The 18144-nt window shown below is 68.1% G+C and carries 17 protein-coding genes; 8 read left to right on the top strand and 9 right to left on the bottom strand.

What is annotated here, in order from left to right; genetic code table 11:
* The first annotated feature begins 14 nt into the window (after positions 1–14).
* Together AC07O3_RS05935 and kdpE are read left to right on the top strand one after the other, a co-directional pair.
* Positions 15–2762 carry a DUF4118 domain-containing protein gene (locus AC07O3_RS05935; RefSeq protein ID WP_495338827.1) on the top strand — a complete coding sequence of 916 codons (2748 nt, stop codon included), beginning with the start codon at positions 15–17 and terminating at the stop codon, positions 2760–2762.
* Between the two features lie 4 nt (positions 2763–2766).
* On the top strand, positions 2767–3468 hold the full coding sequence (kdpE, locus tag AC07O3_RS05930; protein ID WP_093080910.1) for a two-component system response regulator KdpE: 702 nt from the start codon (positions 2767–2769) through the stop codon (positions 3466–3468).
* Positions 3469–3487: 19 nt separating this feature from the next.
* On the opposite strand, the gene AC07O3_RS05925 is transcribed toward kdpE, so the two are convergent.
* From AC07O3_RS05925 to AC07O3_RS05895, 7 genes are all read right to left on the bottom strand, one after another.
* Complete coding sequence (locus AC07O3_RS05925) at positions 3488–3928, bottom strand: hypothetical protein (RefSeq protein WP_495338826.1); 441 nt, start codon at positions 3926–3928, stop codon at positions 3488–3490.
* Positions 3929–4112: 184 nt separating this feature from the next.
* Positions 4113–5246 carry a zinc-binding dehydrogenase gene (locus AC07O3_RS05920; RefSeq protein WP_495338825.1) on the bottom strand — a complete coding sequence of 378 codons (1134 nt, stop codon included), beginning with the start codon at positions 5244–5246 and terminating at the stop codon, positions 4113–4115.
* An 88-nt stretch (positions 5247–5334) separates the two neighbouring features.
* Entirely contained in the window at positions 5335–5907 is a 573-nt protein-coding gene (locus AC07O3_RS05915) for a dual specificity protein phosphatase family protein (RefSeq protein WP_093058643.1), read from the bottom strand.
* Complete coding sequence (locus tag AC07O3_RS05910; RefSeq protein WP_495338824.1) at positions 5907–6410, bottom strand: hypothetical protein; 504 nt, start codon at positions 6408–6410, stop codon at positions 5907–5909. Before AC07O3_RS05910 ends, AC07O3_RS05915 begins: the two co-directional genes overlap by 1 nt.
* Complete coding sequence (locus tag AC07O3_RS05905; protein WP_495338823.1) at positions 6407–7552, bottom strand: MGDG synthase family glycosyltransferase; 1146 nt, start codon at positions 7550–7552, stop codon at positions 6407–6409. The genes AC07O3_RS05910 and AC07O3_RS05905 overlap by 4 nt, the downstream gene beginning before the upstream one ends.
* Before the next feature lie 333 nt (positions 7553–7885).
* Positions 7886–9331 carry a nicotinate phosphoribosyltransferase gene (locus tag AC07O3_RS05900; RefSeq protein ID WP_495338822.1) on the bottom strand — a complete coding sequence of 482 codons (1446 nt, stop codon included), beginning with the start codon at positions 9329–9331 and terminating at the stop codon, positions 7886–7888.
* 66 nt (positions 9332–9397) lie between these two features.
* Entirely contained in the window at positions 9398–10468 is a 1071-nt protein-coding gene (locus AC07O3_RS05895; RefSeq protein WP_495338821.1) for a bifunctional nicotinamide-nucleotide adenylyltransferase/Nudix hydroxylase, read from the bottom strand.
* Between the two features lie 82 nt (positions 10469–10550).
* Here AC07O3_RS05895 and AC07O3_RS05890 point away from each other — a divergent pair, with 82 nt between their 5' ends.
* The 5 genes from AC07O3_RS05890 (at position 10551) to AC07O3_RS05870 (ending at position 15160) form a co-directional block, all read left to right on the top strand.
* Positions 10551–11384, top strand: coding sequence for a pseudouridine synthase (locus tag AC07O3_RS05890; protein ID WP_093080928.1), 834 nt, complete (start codon positions 10551–10553; stop codon positions 11382–11384).
* Positions 11351–12469 (top strand): winged helix DNA-binding domain-containing protein, encoded by a 1119-nt coding sequence (locus AC07O3_RS05885; protein ID WP_495338820.1) that lies wholly within the window; start codon positions 11351–11353, stop codon positions 12467–12469. The genes AC07O3_RS05890 and AC07O3_RS05885 overlap by 34 nt, the downstream gene beginning before the upstream one ends.
* Before the next feature lie 120 nt (positions 12470–12589).
* Positions 12590–13246 (top strand): response regulator, encoded by a 657-nt coding sequence (locus AC07O3_RS05880; RefSeq protein WP_093058650.1) that lies wholly within the window; start codon positions 12590–12592, stop codon positions 13244–13246.
* Entirely contained in the window at positions 13243–14625 is a 1383-nt protein-coding gene (locus tag AC07O3_RS05875; protein WP_093080933.1) for a sensor histidine kinase, read from the top strand. Before AC07O3_RS05880 ends, AC07O3_RS05875 begins: the two co-directional genes overlap by 4 nt.
* Before the next feature lie 196 nt (positions 14626–14821).
* A complete protein-coding gene (locus AC07O3_RS05870; RefSeq protein ID WP_093080935.1) occupies positions 14822–15160 on the top strand; it encodes a hypothetical protein in 339 nt (112 codons plus the stop codon).
* A 38-nt stretch (positions 15161–15198) separates the two neighbouring features.
* Here AC07O3_RS05870 and aqpZ read toward each other — a convergent pair whose 3' ends face one another.
* Both aqpZ and AC07O3_RS05860 read right to left on the bottom strand, forming a co-directional pair.
* Positions 15199–15906 (bottom strand): aquaporin Z, encoded by a 708-nt coding sequence (gene aqpZ / locus AC07O3_RS05865; RefSeq protein WP_093058653.1) that lies wholly within the window; start codon positions 15904–15906, stop codon positions 15199–15201.
* A gap of 164 nt (positions 15907–16070) precedes the next feature.
* A complete protein-coding gene (locus AC07O3_RS05860) occupies positions 16071–17081 on the bottom strand; it encodes a zinc-dependent alcohol dehydrogenase family protein (RefSeq protein ID WP_495338819.1) in 1011 nt (336 codons plus the stop codon).
* Positions 17082–17185: 104 nt separating this feature from the next.
* On the opposite strand from AC07O3_RS05860, the gene AC07O3_RS05855 reads away from it, so the two are divergent.
* Positions 17186–18097: a LysR family transcriptional regulator gene (locus AC07O3_RS05855; RefSeq protein ID WP_495338818.1), complete on the top strand. Its 912-nt coding sequence runs from the start codon at positions 17186–17188 to the stop codon at positions 18095–18097.
* The last annotated feature ends 47 nt before the right edge of the window (positions 18098–18144 follow it).

Genomic DNA, 18144 nt, shown 5'->3' with positions numbered 1-18144 from the left:
AACCTGTGCCGCCGATGAACGACGTTTCCCGCCCTGATCCCGACGCCCTGCTGGCCCAATTGCGAAACGACGAAGCGCGCGCATTGCGCGGCAAGCTGCGCATCTACTTCGGCGCCAGTGCCGGTGTCGGCAAGACCTGGGCCATGCTGAGCGCCGCGCAGCGCGAGCGCACCACAGGGCGCGACGTGCTGATAGGCGTGATCGAGACCCACGGCCGCACCGAAACCGCCGCGCTGCTCACGGGGCTCGACACACTGCCGCTGCGCGAGCTGGACTACCGCGGCCGCACGCTCGCCGAATTCGATCTCGACGCCGCGCTCGCGCGCAAGCCCGCCGTGCTGCTGGTCGACGAACTGGCTCACACCAACGCCCCCGGCTCGCGACACGCCAAGCGCTGGCAGGACGTGCAGGAACTGCTGGCCGCCGGCATCGAGGTGTGGTCTGCGCTCAACGTGCAGCACCTCGAAAGCCTCAACGGCACGGTCGGCGCGATCACCGGCGTGCGTGTGCACGAGACCGTGCCCGACACCGTGCTCGACGAGGCCGATGAGGTGGTGCTGGTCGACGTCACGCCCGACGAACTCACGGCGCGGCTCGCGGCCGGCAAGGTCTACCTGCCGCAGCAGGCCGAGCGCGCTGCGCAGAACTTCTTTCGCAAGGGCAACCTGATCGCATTGCGCGAGATCGCACTGCGCCGCACCGCAGAGCATGTGGAAGACGACGTGCGCGGCTGGCGCGTGGAGCAATCGGGCGCTGGTGGCAACGGGCAGGGCCGCGAGCTGCAGGCCTGGAACACCTCGGGCGCGATCCTCGCCTGCGTCGGCCCGCATGAAGGCGCGGCGCAGACGGTGCGCACTGCGGCGCGTCTCGCGGGTCAACTGAATGTGCGCTGGCATGCGGTGTATGTCGAGACGCCCAGGCTGCAGCGGCTGGCCGCGGCGGAGCGCGATCGGACTCTTGCTGTGCTCAAGCTGGCGGAAGAACTGGGCGCGGCCACCGCCGTGCTCACCGGCTCCGATGTGGCGGAGCAGCTGGCCGAACAGGCACGCCGGCTCAACTGCGCGACGCTGGTGCTGGGGCGCGCTGAGCCCGCCACCGGCTGGCGCCGCTGGTGGCCCGCGGGAGTGCAGCCGCTGGCGCGGGCGCTGGCCCAACGCGCACCCGCGCTCGACATCATGGAAGTGGCCCGCGCGGAAAGCTCGCGCCGCCTGTCGCGCACCCAGCTGGAGGGCATGCGCATCGACAGCGACGATCACGAGAAGGCGCCCACCCACTGGCCCGCCTACGCATGGGCCGCTGCCACCAGCATCGCGCTCACGCTGATCTGCACGCCGCTGGCCCACGTGCTGGAGCTGTCGAACATCGTCATGCTGTTCCTGCTCGGCGTGGTGGGCGTGGCGATGCGCTTCGGGCGCGGGCCCGCGGCGCTGGCGGCTCTGCTCAACGTCGCGGCCTTCGACTATTTCTTCGTGCCGCCGCGCCTGTCGTTCGCCGTGAGCGACGTGCAGTACGTGCTGACCTTCGCGATCATGCTCGGCGTCGGCCTGCTGGTGGGGCAGCTTACGGCGGGGCTGCGCTTCGCGGCCGGCGTGTCGGCCAGCCGCGAACGGCGCGCGCGTTCGCTGTTCGAGCTCACGCGCGAGCTCTCGGCCGCGTTGGAAAGTTCGCAGGTGATCACGCTCGGCACCGCCGCTGTGCAAGGTCACTTCGGCGGCGATGCACTGGTGCTGGTGACCGACGCGGCCGATCAACTGATGCTGCCCGCTGACCCTCCCAAGGGCTTCGACCCGCAGGTGGCCGACTGGGCCTTCCGCCACGCCCAGCCCGCCGGCCTTGCGACCGCCACGCTGGCGGCGCAGGCCTGGCACTACGTGCCGTTGCAGGCGCCGATGCGCGTGCGTGGCGTGCTCGCGCTGTCGCCCGCGCAGCCGCGCTGGCTGCTCATTCCCGAACAGGCGCAGCAGCTCGACACGCTGGCGCGGCAGATCGCGATTGCGCTGGAGCGCGTGCACTACGTCGAGGTGGCGCAGCAGGCCGTGGTCGAGATGGAATCGGAGCGCCTGCGCAACGCCCTGCTCGGCGCCATCTCGCACGACGTGCGCACGCCGCTCACCGCGCTGATCGTGCTGGCCGAATCGCTGCAGACCCTGCCGCCCGAGGAGCACGGCAACACCGCGCGCGCCATCGTCGCGCAGGCGCACGAACTGCATGCGCTGGTCAACAACCTGCTCGACATGGCGCGGCTCGAAAGCGGCATTGCGGGCGGTGCGGTGAACCTGCGACGCGACTGGCAGTCGGTGGAAGAGGTGGTGGGCTCTGCGATTCGCGCAGCGCGCACGTCGCTCGGCAATACCGTCGTTCAGACCGCGCTCGACCCCGACCTGCCGCTGGTCGAGTTCGACGCGGTGCTGATCGAACGCGTGCTGGTCAACCTGCTGGAGAACGCCACCAAGTACGGCGCGCCACCCATCGTGGTGGGTGCACGGGCCGAGCCCGGCACGCTGGTGCTGACGGTGCGCGACCACGGCCCCGGCCTGCCGGCCGCGCTGCTGGGCCACGAACAGAAGCTCTTCGACAAGTTCACGCGCGGCGAGGTCGAATCGGCCACGCCGGGCGTGGGCTTGGGCCTGGCGATCTGCAAGGCGGTGGTGAGTGCGCATGGCGGCGAGATTGCCGCGGGCAACGCGCGCGACGGCGGTGCAGAATTCACGGTCACTTTGCCCCGCCGCGAGCCTCCCGAACCGGCAGAAGCCCAACTCTGAACCCATGCCAACCCCCATCGCCATCGTGATCGAAGACGAGCCGCAGATTCGCCGCTTTGTGCGCGGCGCGCTGGAGGCCGAAGGCTGGGTGGTGCATGAGGCTGGCACGTTGCGCGATGGACTGGCGGCGGCCGGCACGCGGCAGCCCGATCTGCTGGTGCTCGATCTGGGGTTGCCCGATGGCGATGGCGTCTCGCTGATTCGCGACGTGCGGGGTTGGTCGGCCGTGCCGATCATCGTGCTGTCGGCGCGCACAGATGAAGCCGACAAGATCGCCGCGCTCGACGCAGGGGCCGACGACTATCTGACCAAGCCCTTCGGCACGGGGGAGTTGCTGGCGCGCGTGCGAGCCAACCTGCGCCGTCCGCGAGCGGCAGGTGGCAACGGCAGCGAAGAACCTCCCGAGGCACTGTTCCGCTTCGGCGAGATCGAGCTCGACCGCGCCGCGCGCCTCGTGCGGCGTTCAGGCGTCGAGGTGCATCTGACACCTACCGAGTACCGCCTGCTGTCGGTGCTGGTCGCGAACGCGGGGCGCGTGCTGACGCAGCGCCAACTGCTGCGCGAGGTGTGGGGGCCGTCGCACTCTGACCAGAGCCATTACCTGCGGATCTACATGGGGCATCTGCGGCAGAAGCTGGAGGCCGATCCGGCGCAGCCCCGGCATCTGTTGACTGAGACGGCTGTGGGGTATCGGTTGGTGGTGTAGCTGCACGCAAGGGGATGCCTCAGAGGCAGCCCCACAGATATACGGACTTGTTCCTGGCGAGCGCCTCGGCTGCGAGCCTCCGGAGGTCTTCCATGACAGGATGCAGCTCGGTGGGCTCGCACGCGAGTTCTTCCGTGTTTGCCCATCGCTCCAGCACGGGGGGCAACGATGCAGAGTCGACTTGGGTCAACAGTGTCGTCAGTTCATCGGGAAATCGATTGAGCCACGCATCGTTGTCTTCGCCGAGTTCGACGTACTCGAGCATGTGCCTGTCGACGTCCCACTCCACGCCTTCCATGATGGCCCAGAGCGTCGTGATCTCGATGTCGGTGAATCGCTTGTACTGGACCGGCTCCAGCAGTTCCTCGATCTCGTCGCCCTCATCGGGTTCCTCGATCCGGTTGGCATAGCGCAATGCCTCTTCGGGGCTGGCGACGAAGAAATCCGAGAGTATTCCCATCTTCTGTTCCTCAGCAAGCTGAATAATGAGCCTGGATTACACCCTGCTTGCCCTTCGCCAGTTTTACGGATCGATGACGTTCGTCGAGGGAAGGGGGTTGGACGCAGCGCTTGTGCGGGCCGATCAACGACTGCTCTGAACGATCACGCCGTCGGCGTGATCGCACCCCTGAAGACGAACTTTCTCAGGCCGCAGCAACGCCCTTGTTCGGATTCAGCAAGAACTTCTCACCAGTAGCCTGCTTCCCATAAACACCGATCGCATCGAGCTGCAGCGCCTCGACCAGCGACACCTCGCGCGTGTAGTGGCTCGCAAACGTCGTCTTCAACTCCGCAACGACACGCGCCTTCAAACGCTGGGTGCCCGCATCGCCGAGCTTCCCGAGGAACGGGAACAGCAGCCACCCGCCCATGCCCCACGCCATGCCGAAGTTGCGCACGAACTCCGTGGGGGCGCGGTCGAGGCCGCCGTAGATGTACACCTGCTTGTGCGTGGTCGAGCCGTAGCGGCTGTATTCCTTGGCGGTGCGGTTGATGGCCGCTTCCATGCAGCCGAGGATCTGCCCTGCGAGCTTGCCGCCGCCGGTGGCGTCGAAGGCCAGCGTGGCGCCGGTCTCGACCAGCGCCTGCGTCAGGTCTTCGAGGAAGGTGGGCGAGGTCGCGTTGCACACGTACTTCGCGCCCAGGCCGCGCAGCAGGTCTTCCTGCTCCTGCTTGCGCACGATGTTGACGAGGGCGATGCCGTCCTTCTGGCAGATCTTGTTGAGCATCTGGCCGAGGTTTGAAGCAGCAGCCGTGTGCACCAGCGCCTTGTGGCCTTCCATGCGCATCGTCTCGACCATGCTGAGCGACGTAAGCGGGTTGACGAAGCACGAGGCGCCTTCGGCTGGCTTGGTGCCGTCCGGCAGTTCCAGGCACTGCGCGGCGGCAAGGCAGCGGTACTGCGAGTACATCGCGCCGCCGATGGCTGCCACGGTCTTGCCGAGCAACGCCTGCGCGGCCGGCGACGAACCGGCTTTCACCACCACGCCCGCACCTTCGTTGCCGACCGGCATCGACTGGTCGAGCCGTGCCGCCATCGCGGGAAGCACACGCTCGGGCACGGTGGCGGTGACGACGGGGCGTTCGGCGGTGCCGGAGGCCTTGGCCGTGCTCATGTCGGCCGCGCCGAACAGCAGGCCCAGGTCCGACGGGTTCAGGGGCGACGCCTCGACGCGAATCACCACTTCGTGGGCCTGCGGTTCGGGAATCGGGTCGTCGTGCAGCGAGAGTTCGAGTTCGCCGCTGGCGCGAATGAGGGAGCGGATTTGCAGTGCCATGGAAGAGCCCTTTTCAGAAGGTTCGCAGATGGCCTGTGGCCACGGGGCGGCCAGTATAGGAGCGGGGGTACGAAAGGCGCTGGCGCCTTCAGGACACCACGGGCACCACCGGGGCATGGGCCAGCGCCTGGCGCATCTTCACCGGGTCGAGCCGCTCGATGTAGCGCGGAATGTTGCGCCACAGCGTGTGATAGCCGTAGCCGCCGCGCAGCATTTCGTGGCGCGCGCTGTCCTTGTCCCAGTCTTGTACCGCCATGCGGTACACCGCCGCGACCACGCCGGTGCGGTCGGCGCCGTGCATGCAGTGGATGAGCACCGGGCCGTGCTTTTCGGCCTCGCGAATGGCGAGTAGCGCGCGCAGCACCTTGGCGTCGTCGATGGACCAGGTGTTGATCGGCACGCGCACCAGCCGGATGCCGGTGCCCGCGAACACCTTCCTGTCGTCGTTGAAGGAGCGCAGGCTCACCACCGTGTGGATGCCCAGCGATTGCAGCGCCGCCATGTTGGCGCGCCGCGGCTGCGCGCTGCGGTACAGCGTGGGCGTGATGCGGTGGAGGTTCTCGACTTGCAATGCGTCCAGCGGATCGGCCCAGTGGCCGGGGCGCGGGTCGGCAATGCCTTCTTCTGCTGCCGCTGCAGCCTTGCCGTGCTTCTTCTTCATCATTGCTGTCGTTGCTTCTGGCGAGGCCAGTGCCGCGTTGCCAGTATCAGCGCCGCCACCGCGAGGCCGCCCCAGTAGTCGACCGGCGCACCCCACATCCAGTGCTTGTGCCAGAACGCATCGACCGGATTGAAGCGCGCCCAGCCGAAGGCCGGGTTGATGAGGAACCAGGTGAAGTCCTCGCAGACCCAGAACACGATGAGGCCCGCCCCCGCCAGCCCCACGTCGCGCCAAGTCCATCGCCCGTTGAATGCCAGCGGCGAGAAGAACACCAGCGCCATGAAGGTGAACACCCAGGCGTGATAGCCCGTCATCGCGCGGCCGCCCCAGAAGATGTCGAGCCAGATGCTGTTCTCGATGCGCCAGGTCGGCAGCGACGTGGCCCAGCCCGCGCCGCCTTCGATCTGGATCTCGGCGTTGGCGAAGAAGAAGGCCATGACGGCCACCCAGGCGAGATAGCCGAGCGTGCGGCCCACGCCGGTCTTTTGGGTGTCGCGGTTCATGCGGCGCGATCCGACAGAACGTGTTGCAGCACCGCGCGCGCCGCCTGCGGTTTGCCCAGCGCGCGGCTGCGGGCGGCCATGTTCGCGAGCTTGGCGGTGTCGGCCATCAGGCGCGCCACCTTGTAGTCGAGGCCGATGGCGTCGTAGGCCAGCCACGCGGCGCCTTCTTCCATCAGGAAGCCGGCGTTGTGCTCTTCCTGCCCGGGGATGGGCGAGATCAGCAGCATCGGCTTGCCCAGTGCCAGGCATTCCGACACCGTGAGGCCACCCGGCTTGGTCACGACGAGGTCGGACGCGGCCATCATCTTGTGCATTTCGTTGGTGAAGCCGATGGCGACCACGCGCCCCGGGTAGCGCCTGGCCAGCGCCTCCAGCTTGCCGTATGCCTCCACGTTGCGGCCGGCAACGGCAATGACCTGGAAGTTGCCTTCACCGCCGAGGCCGAGCACGCGCTCGACCATGCTCGGCAGGTCGCCCACGCCCGCGCCGCCCGAGGCCATCAGCAGCACAGGCCGCGACGGGTCGAGGCCCAGTTCGGCCGCGCAGGCGTTGCGCGCGAGCGCCGGTGCGTCGGGCTCGGAGAAGGCCGGCATCACGGGGATGCCGGTGACGTGGATGCGGTCCGCCGGAATGCCGCGCGCCCGCAGGCGGAACGCCACTTCTTCCGTGGCGGCCAGGTAGCCGGTCATGCCCGGCACGAGCCACATGTTGTGCAGGTCGTAGTCGGTGATCTGCAGCCACACGGGGTAGTCGATGCGGCCGCGGTTGCGCTCGCGCATCAGCAGTTCCGCGGGCAGGAAGTGGGTGCAGATCACGGCGTCGGGCTGCTCGCGGCGGATTTCCTTCACGAGGGCGCCGGTGCTCAGCCGCTCGATGCCGCGGCGCAGGCGTTGCGAGGGCGCGTGGTGCGGCGTGGTGTCGGTGCGCTGGTGCAGGTACGACCACAGTTCGGGGGCCCGGTTCACGAGCTGGATGTACCAGTCGGTGTAGACCTTGCGAAAGCCGCCGGCCACGTGGGCCATCGCATCGATGTGGACCGCCGTGCAGGGCGGGGCGAGAGTCTGGGCGGTGGCGGCAAGCGCCTGTGCTGCACGCACGTGGCCGTTGCCGGCGCTCACGCTGAGGATCAGGAGTTTGGTCATGAAATCCGGGAGTTGCGCGGATTATGGCGATGCCTTGTGGCAGTGCTTTTCCGGCTGTTGTTCAGGGCGCGATCCCGCCGACGGGGTACCTTGCTCCGCGAATGTCCCCCGGCCTTCGGCCTCCTCCTTTATTTCGCTGCGCAAGGCACCCCGCCGTCGTGATCGTTCAGAGCACTTGTTGATCAAGTGGACCAACGGCGGCGCTCGTTGTGCACAGGGCGCCGGGTGCTCCCCGCAGCGAAATAAAGGAGGAGGGGCGAAGCCCCGGGGGACATTCGCGGAGGGGAGTACCCGGTGGCCTGTGCACCCGCCCTGAACGAATGAACCAAAACCCTAAAGAGGCGCCCGCGAAGTGATGAACTGGTTCACCCCCGCAGCAGCCCGCTCGCGAACAGCATCGAAAGTGGTGCTCTCCACGATGCGCCCGTTCTCGAACACCGTCTGCAGCAAGTCGGCCTGGCCTGCCGCCAGCGTCTCTTCACGCACAGTGCTTTCGACGCCGTTCGCACCGCGCACCAGCGCAAGACGCCCCTTCTTCGAAGCCTTGCCCATGTCCCCCACGGGCGACTTGTACACGTCGCGCCACTCGCCGTTCACCTGCATCGCCGAGCACTTCATCGCCCACTGCATCGTGTCGCGATTGACCTGCTGCAGCAGTCCGCCGCCCATGCCGAACGAAATGTTCTCCGTCGAGAAACCGTTGTGGAAGAAGTTCGACAGGCACAGCCGCAGCGAATCGAGATTCACGCCGTCGCCCTGGATGATGCGCACGCTGTTCAGCACGCGGAAGCCCTTGGCGTTGGTCGTCGTGCCGAAGCGCTCGGCCAGGATCTGCGCCACCTTCAGCGTGGTCTCGGCCGGGTCGCCCGAGTCCGGGCGCACCACCAGCGTCGCGCCCGAGGCCACCACCTTCGCCTTCAGCTCGCCACCCCAGATACGCGCGCAGGCATTGAAGATGTCGTAGCTGTCGCTCACCACCGCAAAAGTGGCGCCGGGCTTGCCGAACTGGTCGACCATGTTGCTGTACGCATCGGCTTCATGCTCGCGGCCCCAGCCCGTGATGGTGCTGTGTTCCGCCGCCGGAATCGAGAAGCCCGCCACGTCGCAGTCGTAGTACCGGCGCGCGGCCACCAGCGCGGCCAGCGTGTCGGTGCCCATGAAGTTCACCAGGTGGGCCATGCCGCCGAGCGCGGCCGATTCGACACTCGACACCCCACGCGCGCCGAAGTCGTGCAGCCTGAAGGCGATCTGCCCTTGCGGGTCGTCGCAGGTCGCTTCGAGGTACCGCAGCAGCGTTGTGCGCGCGGCAGCCGAGAGCGTGGCGACCGTGGTGGGGTACCAGATCGCGCGCAGCAACTCGGTTTCGAGAAAACTCGTGACCCAGAAGAACTCGGGGTCCGTGTTCTCGATGGTGGCCAGCACGTTGTGCACCGGCAGCACGCTGCCTTCAGGCACCGCGCGGATGCGCACCGGCATCAGCCCGCCATGCTTCTCGATCAGGCGCAGCCAGCCTTCGCGGTTGAAGGGCTCGCCGTGCGCGGCCATGAGCAGGGCGGCTTCTTCCACGTCGTCGCGCGTCACCGGCGTCTGCAGGTATTCGCGCAGATAGGCCTGCAGGCCGAAGAACAGCGAGTGGCTGAAGATGCCGCCGCGCGACTCGATGTAGCTGTACACCGTCTGCGTGCCGGGTGGATATTGCATCCAGTGCGACACCTTGTAGGAGTCGGTGCGAAGCAGCAGGTTGTTGCCCAGGGGCGAGGAGGTGAGATTGCGGTTCATGTGAAAGCTCCTTTCACGTTGGCACCCGTCAACCAGGTGCCGTTCTTGCTGACAAAGCCTGGTCGTTCAGTTCTTGCCCAGGCCACCCAAAAAATGATTCGCGATGAAGAAGTGGTCTTCGTAGACGTGGTCCTGCATGTCGAGGAACTCGGCAATCGGCACCCATCGCACCTCGGCCGCGTCGTCGTCGGCACGCACGTCTGAAAGGCCCGTCCACTGGTTGTGCGCCAGCTCGAAGAAGAAGCCGTGCGTGATCGTGCGGCCGCGCTGCGAGCGGTCGGGCGCGTCGAACACGTGGCTGGCCTTCATGCTGCCGTTGAGCACGGGCAAGGGCACCTTGAGGCGGGTTTCTTCCTTCAGCTCGCGGATGGCCGCGTCCTGCAGACGCTCGTGCTGACCGACGAAGCCGCCGGGCAGCGCCCAGGTGCCCTTGCCGGGATGGAACTTGCGCTGCACCAGCAGGATGTGGCCGGCCTCGACCACGATGGCGTCGACGGTGGTGTAGATCGGCGGAAAGTCGCTGCCCGCATAGCGGTACTTGTCGCGGTAGTCGACGAGGAAGGCGCGCTCTTCGCAGAGATCGGCGTAGTCGGCCGTGGTGGTGAACTGCTCGAGAAAGGCTGCGGTGCCGTCGGGCAGGTCGGCGCGTGCGAGCTGGCCGCGGTTCTCGGGGTCGAAGTAGAGGCCGCGCACGTCGGTGGCGTTGAGGCTTTCCACGCTGTTCTGGCCGACGAACTCCCAGTGCGGGAAGAGCTTGAGGTAGTAGCTCGATGCGTCCTTCAGGTGGCCCACCAGCGCGACCTTGGCCTTGGCGGGTGCATGGCCGTCCTGCACGATGAGCCGTTCGACCGCCGACTGGATCGACGCGATCCAGATCTGGTCGTTGTAGGGCGAGTCGCCCACGCCGACCACGCTCACGCGCATCTGCTCGGTGCCGCGCAGGCAGGCGCGCACCATGCGTTCGCGTTCGTCGAAGGTAAAGGGGTTCTTGACGCTGCGTGGCTTGCGGTCGGAGCCGACCACCACGATGACCCGATCGGCGGCGCGAAGGCCTTCTTCGATGAGTCGTTGATGTCCGAAATGAACGGGCTGGAAACGCCCGATGACGATGGCGTATTGAAACTTGCGTGTGCTCACTTGGGAATCCCCCAAAAAGGGCGCGATCAACTCGCGCTTGCGTTCAGGATAGCATCGGTGCCGCACATTGATCAAGCCTCCGATGACCGAGCCCTCTTCTCCCCCTACCGATGCCGTTCGCCTCAACAAGCGCATGGCCGAGCTCAAGATGTGCTCGCGCCGCGAGGCCGACGAGTGGATCGCCAACGGCTGGGTGAAGGTCAACGGCAAGCCGGCCGAGATGGGCGTGAAGGTCACGCCGTCCGACCGCATCGAGATCGACAAGGCCGCCAAGGGCCAGCAGGCGAACCAGGTCACCATCCTCATCAACAAGCCCATCGGCTACGTGAGCGGGCAGGCCGAGGACGGCCACGAGCCGGCGGTCACGCTCTTCACACCGCAGAACCGCTGGGCGGAAGACAACGCGCGCTTCTTCTTCAGTCCCCAGCAGCTGCGCGGCCTGGCGCCGTGCGGGCGGCTCGACATCGACTCCATCGGCCTGCTGGTCATGACGCAGGACGGCCGCATCGCACGCCAGCTCATCGGTGAAGACTCCGTGATGGAGAAGGAATACCTGGTGCGCGTGGCCTACCACGGCCTGGGCCAGCCCGCGCCTACCGGCCAGCTGGTGCGCATGGACGACGACGACCCCATCACCACCAACGTGCAGGCGGTCTTTCCGCCGGCCATGCTGGCCAGGCTGCGACACGGCCTGAGCCTCGATGGCCAGCCGCTCAAGCCGGCGCGCGTCGAATGGCAGAACCCCGAGCAACTGCGCTTCGTGCTCACCGAGGGCAAGAAGCGGCAGATCCGCCGCATGTGCGAACTGGTCGGCCTGAAGGTGGTGGGCCTGAAGCGCGTGCGCATCGGCAAGGTGATGCTCGGCAACCTGCCGGTGGGCCAATGGCGCTACCTCGGGCCGCACGAGAAGTTCTGAGCCTGCGCGCGCTGAACCGCGCCACGCTGGCGAGGCAGATGCTGCTGGCACGGCGCAGGCTGACGGTGACGCAGGCCGTCGAACGCCTGGCCGGCCTGCAGGCGCAGGCGCCCAACCCACCCTACATCGGCCTCTGGAGCCGGCTCGAAGGTTTCCGGCGCGAGCAGCTGACCGAAGCACTGCAGAAGCGCCGCATCGTGCGCATGTCGACGATGCGCGCGACCCTGCACCTGATGACCGCGAGCGATGCGCTGGCGTGGCGTCCGCTGCTGGAGCCCGTGCACCAGCGTGGCCTGCTGGGCAACCACAAGAAGGCGCTCGACGGCATTGACCGCGCGGCGGTGGTCGAGACGGGGCGTGCGCTGCTCGCCGAACGGCCGCACACCAGCGCCGAACTCGGGCAGGCCCTCGGCGTGCGATGGAAGGGCCGCGAGACCGTCTCGCTGGCCGGCCTGATCCGCAACAACGTACCGCTGGTGCACCTGCCGCCGGCCGGCACCTGGAACTCGCACCAGAGTGCGCTGCTGCAGCCCCTCGGCGATTGGCTGGGGGAGGCCGTCGACGCAACCCCGGCCACGCAAGACGACCTGCTGCTGCGCTACCTTGCCGCCTTCGGCCCCGCTACGCTGGCTGATGCCGGCGCCTGGTCGGGCCTCACCGGCTGGAAGGCCGTGGCCGAGCGCCTGCGGCCGCAGTTGAGCGTGTTCACGGGCGAAGACGGCCAGGAACTGTTCGACCTGCCCCGCGCGCCGCGCCCTGACGCCGACACGCCCGCGCCGCCGCGCCTCGTGGCCGAGTGGGACAACCTGCTGCTCTCGCACGCCGACCGCAGCCGCGTGCTGAGCGAGGCGCACCGTGCCCGCGTGTTCACCGTCAACGGCATCGTGCGTGGCACGGTGCTGCTCGACGGCTTCGTGGCGGGCGTCTGGAAGATCGAGCGCGCGAAGAACACCGCCACCGTGGTGCTGGAACCGTTCACGCGATGGTCGAAGGCCGACCGCATCGGCGTGGAGCAAGAAGGCCTCGAGTTGCTGGCCTTCACTTCGGACGGCGAAGGCGAACGCCATGCCGTGCGCCTGCCATGACCCCGTGGCGCACCCGCCGTCTAAGCGTGCCCTAAGTATTCGTTTCTACGCTGCGCCACGGCGCAGACACTTCCGATCATCCCGGTCGCGTGCTACCTTGCGGCCGAAGGAGTCGCCGCGATGCGCGTTCTACTGGTGGAAGACGATGAAATGATCGGGCGCAGCCTGAAGCAGGCGCTCGAGGGCGCGGGCTGGTCCGCGGACTGGGTGCGCGACGGCGAACTGGCGCAAAGCGCGCTGGGTGACGGCGGCTACACCTGCGTGCTGCTCGACCTTGGCCTGCCCAGGCAGGACGGCACAGAAGTGCTGCGCCGAGCCCGCGAACGCGGCGATGCCACTCCCGTGCTGGTACTCACCGCGCGCGACGGCCTCGACGACCGCATCCACAGCCTCGACCTCGGCGCCGACGACTATCTGCTCAAGCCTTTCGAATTCCGCGAGCTGCTCGCGCGCATGCGCGCCGTGGTGCGCCGCCGCGACGGCGCCGCGCATTCGCTGGTCGGCAGCGGCTCGTTGCAGCTCGACCTCACCACGCGCGAAGTGGTGGTCAATGGCGCGCGCGAGGCGCTCACCGCGCGCGAGTTCGCGCTGCTGCATGCGCTGCTGGAGCGGCCCGGCGCCATTCTTTCGCGCGAGCAGCTCGAAAACCGCATCTACGGCTGGGGCGAGGAAGTCACGAGCAACGCAATCGACGTGCTGATCCACGGCATGCGCCGCAAGCTCGGTGCGGACGCGATCCGCAACGTACGCGGCCTGGGCTGGCGCGTAGCTGCATGACCGGAGCTCCGCGCAGCGGCGGCCGCTGGTGGCGGCCACGTTCGCTGCGCACGCAACTGCTGCTGTGGCTCATCACGCTGCACCTGGGCGCGGCCGTGCTCACGGCGTGGTTCTCCTTCGAGGCCTACGGCAACCTCGTGCACAACGCGCTGGACGACCAGATGCGCCTGGTGGCCGAGTCGTACGAAGGCAGCGACCCGCAGAAGCTGCCGCACCCGATGGACGGCGAGGCCGCCTTCTCGCGCGGCGCTTTCATCGTGCAGATCTGGAGTGCCGACGGCCAGACGCTGCGCGCCACTTCGTGGCCCGTGCTGACGGTGCCCTTGCAACCCCAGCCCGGCTTCAGCGACGTGAACACGGGCGCGCATGCGGGCTCCGACTGGCGCGTGTTCACCGCCAAGCCCGGCACGCGCGCCGACCAGCCGCGCGTGCAGGTACTGCAGAACGAGGACTACCGCCGCCGCCGCGCCCTGCGCCGCGCAATGTTCGAAGGCCTGCCGATCGCGCTGCTGCTGCCGCTGGCGCTGCTGATCCTGTGGATCATCGTGTCGGCGGCTTCGCGCTCGCTGCGCGCGGTGGCGCGCGACGTGGCCTCGCAGGACGAGCGCAGCCCCACCGAGCTGTCGCTCGCGCGCGTGCCCGACGAGATCGCGCCGCTGGTGGGCGCCTTCAACAACCTGCTGACACGCGTGCGCAATGCCTTCGCCACGCAGCGGCGCTTCGTGCAGGATGCGGCCCACGAGCTGCGCACGCCGATGGCCGCCATCGGCCTGCAGATCGAGAACCTGCGCGCGCACGTGCCGGCAGGCGAGGCCACCGAGCGCTTCAACCAGCTCGAGGCCGGCGTCACGCGCGCGCAGCACCTGATCGAGCAGTTGCTTCATCTCTCGCGGCAGGACGCGCCGCAGAGCCTCGGCAATGCGCGCGAGCGCGTCGACATCGAAGTGCTGCTGCGCGAGAGCGTGAGCCAGCTGATGGTGCTGGCCGATGCGCGGCGCGTGGACATCGGCTTCGAAGGCAGCATTGCCGCGGTGGTGTTCGCGCCCGCGGCCGAACTGCGCAGCGTGTTCGACAACCTGATCGACAACGCGCTGCGCTACGCGCCCGAAGGCGGCGTGGTCGACGTGAAGCTGCACGAGGTCGATGGCCACGCGGTGGTCGACGTGCTCGACAACGGCCCCGGCATTCCGCAGGCCGTCATCGGCCGCGTGTTCGATCGCTTCTTCCGCGTGCCCGGCGCTGTGGCGGGCGGCAGCGGGCTGGGGCTGGCGATTGCGCGCACGGCGGCCGAGCGGCACGGCCTGCGCATCGAGCTGCGCAATCGCACCGGTGGGCCGGGGCTGATGGCGCGCGTGCACCTGCCCGTGCTGCCGGTGTAGCGGAGACTGGCCGGCCGTTCGGCACGCGAGGCACCTGCGGTCCAAAGTTTCAGGAAAAAGCGTGCTGCTCACGCGTGCGTAACTCTTCCCTCACATTCACCTCAGTCTGCGTGCCTAGAGTGCACTCAGGTCCTGCCACGCGCAGTTCGCGCGATGGCACGTGACCGGGGACAACCTGCAATCAGGAGAACACGTCATGCGCACTTCCTTCAAGCTTCTCGCCGTCGGTTCCTTTGCTGCGCTGGCAGCCATGGGCGCCGTCACCGCATCGGCCGAAACCACCGATGGTTCGGATTTCCATCCGCTGCAGATGAATTCGCCCGCGAACCCGGACGTCCAGGCCGGCGCGATGGCCGCAGCCCGTCCGAGCGGCACCGAGCCAATGGGCCAGTCGACCAGCGCACCCGCGATGAGCTCGACGATGCCGGTGGCCGACATCCAGGCCGGCGCCTATGGGGCGTCGCACCCGACCGGCACCGAGCCGATCGGGCAATCGACTTCACTGCCGATGGTGAAGTCGGGCAGCGGCAGCTGAACTGAAGCTGCGCTGCCGGTGATGACGACGATCAGCGATCAGTCGTCGTTGCCATTGCTGAGTAGCGCGCGGTAGATCACCGCGCCGATGATGGCCCCCGCAATGGGCGCCGCCCAGAACAGCCACAGTTCCGACACCGCATAGGACGGCCCGAACAGGGCCGGGCCCGTGCTGCGCGCCGGGTTCACCGAAGTGTTGGTCACAGGGATCGAGATCAGGTGGATCAGCGTGAGGCACAGGCCGATCGCAAGACCCGCGAAGCCGCCGGCCGCGCGCTTGGCGGTGGAGCCGAGGATCACGATCAGGAACACGGCAGTCATCACCACTTCGCACAGCAATGCGGCCGTCATGCCGTACTTGCCGGGCGAGTGCTCGCCGTAGCCGTTGGTGGCGAAGCCGCCGATGTCAGCGCCCGGCTTGCCCGTGGCGATGAGGTACAGCACACCGGCCGCCGCGATGGCGCCGAGCACCTGCGCCACGATGTAGCCCGCGAGCTGCGAGGCCTTGAAGCGGCCCGCGGCCGCAAGGCCGATCGACACGGCCGGGTTGAAGTGCCCGCCCGAGATCGGGCCCAGTGCATAGGCGCCCGTCACCACCGTGAGACCGAAGGCCAGCGAGACCCCGAGCAGGCCGATGCCGACACCCGGAAAGGCCGCTGCCAGAACTGCGCTTCCGCAGCCTCCGAGCGTGAGCCAGAAAGTACCAATGAACTCGGCCGACCATTTCTTGTAGGTACTGTGTTCCATAACTCTCCATCCTGAAGTTGAGAAAGCGCGCAATGCACGAGGCCGTGCGCGGGCGGATTCTAGGAACGCCAGGAGGGGGCGTCGAGCGTGTAATTCGTACTAACGGAACCTGTTCACGGATGGCGCGGCTTTTGTGCAGCGCCGCAACTGCGTTGCGTCTTCGTTCAGAGCGTCACGACGATCTTTCCGAACGCACCGCGCTCGAGGTGATCGAGCGCGGCGGGCAGCGCATCGAAGCCGTGCTGCGCGGCAATCACCGGCTTGAGCGCATTCGCATCGACGGCGCGCACCAGGTCTTCGAGCGCGCGACGGTGGCCCACGCCGATGCCCTGCACCGTCACGCGGCCCAGCACCATCGCATAGAACGACGCGCTCAGCGTCTCGCCGCCGAGCATGCCGATGATCGACACGCGACCGCCCTGCTTCACGGCCTGCAGCGAGCGGTCGAGGTTGGGGCCGCTCGCGAGTTCGAGCACGTGGTCGGCGCCGCGGCCTTGCGTGAGCCTGCGCACTTCGGCGGGCCAGTCGCCGTCGCGTGCCAGCACGTGCGTGGCGCCGAGTGCGAGCGCCTGTGCGCGCTTGTCTTCGCTGCCCGTGACGACGATGGCCTGCGCGCCATGCAGCCGCGCGATCTGCAGGCAGAACAGCGCGACGCCGCCGGTGCCGTGGATCAGCACCGTCTCGCCCGCGCGCAGCGCACCGGTCTCGGCGAGCGCGAACCACGCGGTGAGGCCTGCGCACGGCAGCGTGCTGGCTTCGGCCAGGCTCAGCGTCGTGGGCGCGGCCACGGCCCAGGTGGCGTCGAGCAGCACATGCGAGGCGAGCATGCCGGGGCCGGGTCCGCCAAGGAGCGTGGCCTCCGCGTGCCAGTGGCTGTCGATCCAGCCGCCCCAGAAGGTGTTGACGACCCGGTCGCCGACGGCGAAGCGCGTCACGCCGGGGCCGATGGCCGTCACGGTGCCCGCCATGTCGGAGCCGGGTGTGAAGGGCAGGTCGAGCGCCATGCCCATGCCATCGCGAATCATCAGCAGGTCGCGGTAGTTGAGCGACACCGCGCCGACCTTCACGAGGATCTGGTTCGCGCCCGGCACGGGCAGTGCTGCTTCCACCTGTTCAAGGTGGGCGCGGCCGAGCGTGGGGAGCTGCCAGCGGCGCAGCGTTCGAGGGTCATGCATCAAAGGACTCCGCGAGAGGGAAAAAGAGGAGCCTTCATGCTATTGACGATGCGAGATACCCGGTGACGGATAATTTTCCTTTCACTGGCGCTTGAAAGTCTCCAATGGGTCAACGTCTGCAAGGCATCGAGGAATTCGTCGCGGCGGCGGAGGCGGGCAGCTTCGCGCTGGCGGCGCAGCGCCTGCATGTCACGCGCTCGGCCGTCGCCAAGAGCATCGCGCGGCTCGAAGCGCGCCTGAACACGCGGCTCTTTTTGCGCACCACGCGCAGCCAGAGCCTCACCGAGGAAGGCCACGGCTACTACGAGCGCTGCCGTCGCGTGCTGGCTGAGCTCGAGGCGGCCGAAGCCGTGACCGACGCCGCGCGCAGCACCGCCTCGGGCCTCGTGCGCCTGAGCATGCCGGCGATGCTCGGTCGGCTGAAGGTCGGGCCGCTGCTGCTGGCGCTGGCGCGCCGGCATCCGCAGCTGTCGCTCGAACTCTCGTTCAACGACCGGCGCGTGGATCTCGTGGAAGAGGGGCTCGACCTGGCCATCCGCAGCGGCGAACTCGCCGACAGCGCGGAACTGGCCGCCCGGCCGGTCGGCATGCAATGGATGGCGCTGTGCGCCTCGCCCGCCTACCTGGCCGAACATGGGCATCCCGCGAACATCGACGACCTGACGGGGCCGCACGAGGCCGTGCTCTATGCGCGCGACGGCCAGATCTCGTCCTGGCGCTTCCACGACACCGAGGGCCGTCTTGTCGACGTGACGCTGCCTTCAAGGCTGCGCTGCGACAGCGCCGAGGTGCTGCTCGAAGCAGCCATCGGCGGCATGGGCCTCGCGCGCCTGCCGGCATGGCTCGCGGCCGATGCGCTCGCGGCAGGCACGCTGGTGCGCGTGTTCGACGAGCCGCGGCCCTTCGGCTTCGCGCTGCACGTGGTCCGCCCGCGCAGCCGCTACCTGCCGCTGAAGACGCGGGTGGTGATCGACTGGCTCGCCGAGCACCTGCCGCCGCTGCTGGCCGCGCGCTGAAGCGGACGCTATCCTGCGCGTTCAAACAACGAACGAGGAGATCCGCG

The organism is Variovorax sp. GW821-FHT09D05, assembly GCF_059416325.1.
This window is presented reverse-complemented; position numbering and strand designations above follow the sequence as displayed.